The organism is Streptomyces sp. NPDC005899 (assembly GCF_040629645.1).
Classification (GTDB): Bacteria; Actinomycetota; Actinomycetes; order Streptomycetales; family Streptomycetaceae; genus Streptomyces.
Genome location: NZ_JBEXWB010000666.1, coordinates 1 through 1,544, shown reverse-complemented (window position 1 = coordinate 1,544; position 1,544 = coordinate 1). Strand labels below are relative to the sequence as shown.

The window sequence follows — 1,544 nt, the reverse complement described above, 5'->3', positions numbered from 1 at the left end:
CCCGGCTCCGACGACTCGCGCCTGACCCCGCCCGGCTCGATCAGTACGGGTCGTAGGGGTCCGCCTCGCCGGAGCCGCCCCGCCCGCCCTCGTGGCCGTCCAGCCCGTAGCAGGTGGCCCCGTGGTCCTTCACCTCGCGCTTCTCCAGGATGTCCCGGGTCCTGGCCTCGCCGAAGCTCGTGGCGTACCACGGCGCCTGCGAGGCCGCCAGTGAGCGGGCGATGTCCTCCAGCGCACAGGAGCGCAGCGGCTCCGGCAGCTTGTCCAGCGCCGGCACGGCATCGGCGGAGAGGCCCTGGAGATAGCCGATGTCGATCGTCCCGCCGTCGTCGTGCCGCCGGACGTTCTGCTCCGCGATCAGCCCGTCCGGCGAGACCAGCCCGAAGACGAGCACCCCTGCCGCGGCGCTCACGGCGACGGCGCGCGGCAGCAGCCGCGCGCCGAACACACCCGCCGCGATGATCAGGACGAGTACGACGCCCAGCCAGAGCTCCACCGCGGCCACGGAGATGCGGAGCCGCGTCAGTCCGAAGGCCTCGACGTACAGGTCCATGCGGCGCAGCGCGGAGGCCACCACGACCAGGGTGAGGACGCACAGGGAGCCGAGCACGCCACGCACCAGCGTGCGGTCGCCCGGCCCGCCGCGCGGAGCCCAGCGCAGGGCCAGGCCGATGACGAGCAGGGTCAGGAGCGTGGCCCAGAGCAGTTGCCAGAAGCCCTGCCGCGCGTAGGCGGCGGGCTGCAGCCCCGTCTCCTCCATCACCTTGTCGTAGCCGCCGAGCAGGACCGCGAGCTGGAGGGCGATGAAGACGGCGAAGAGCAGGTTGAGCACGACCAGGGGAAGGGCCCACTCCATCCTGTTCCGGGCCCGCCCGGGCCGCACGGTGACGCCGTCCCAGCGCACCGGGGCCGCAGCGGAGTGGGCCGCCGCGAGCGCGCCGACCAGCCCGAGCGCGAAGAGGAGGGCCCGCCACGGGCTGTCACCGACCGAGAGGTCGGGGGTGAGCACGCCGAGCAGGTCGGCGAACGCGGCGTCGGCACTGGCGAAGAGGGTGCCGAAGACCACGAGGAGGACGATTGCCACCGCCGTACCGCGCACCGCGGTGCGCACCCGGCCGCGGGAGTCGTCGGCCCGGTCGCGTACGCCTCGCCAGCCCCAGCGCAGTCCGGCCGCGACCGACGGGAACAGCCCGAGCGAGCCGAGGAGCACCCCCGGCCAGCTGCGGCTGCCGTGCAGCGCGAGCGACCCGAGCGCGAGGGCGGACACGACGGCGAGGAAGACCGGCCAGCCCGCCTCCCGGATCGCCGGGACGGCCAGCAGAGCGAGGCCGCCGGCCGCCCAGACGGCGGTCCAGGGCCGTAGCCTGCGGCCCGCGTCCCGGGCGGCGAAGAACGCCGCCAGGGCCGCGGGCAGGGCCACCAGCAGGAGGTTGGGACCGAGGCCGTCGCCGAGCAGAAGGGCGCTCAGCAGACCGGTGGCGAGGACCGACCACAGGGTCGCGGCCCTGATCGCGGGCGGGGCCGGGGGGCGCAGCGTGGCCAGC

Annotated in this window: 1 protein-coding gene; it reads right to left on the bottom strand. The window is 75.4% G+C overall.

Annotated elements, in window-relative coordinates; genetic code table 11:
* Positions 1-40: 40 nt before the first annotated feature.
* The coding region (locus ABZ371_RS32525; protein ID WP_358686522.1) for a DUF4173 domain-containing protein at positions 41-1,544 on the bottom strand (1,504 nt) is incomplete at its 5' end.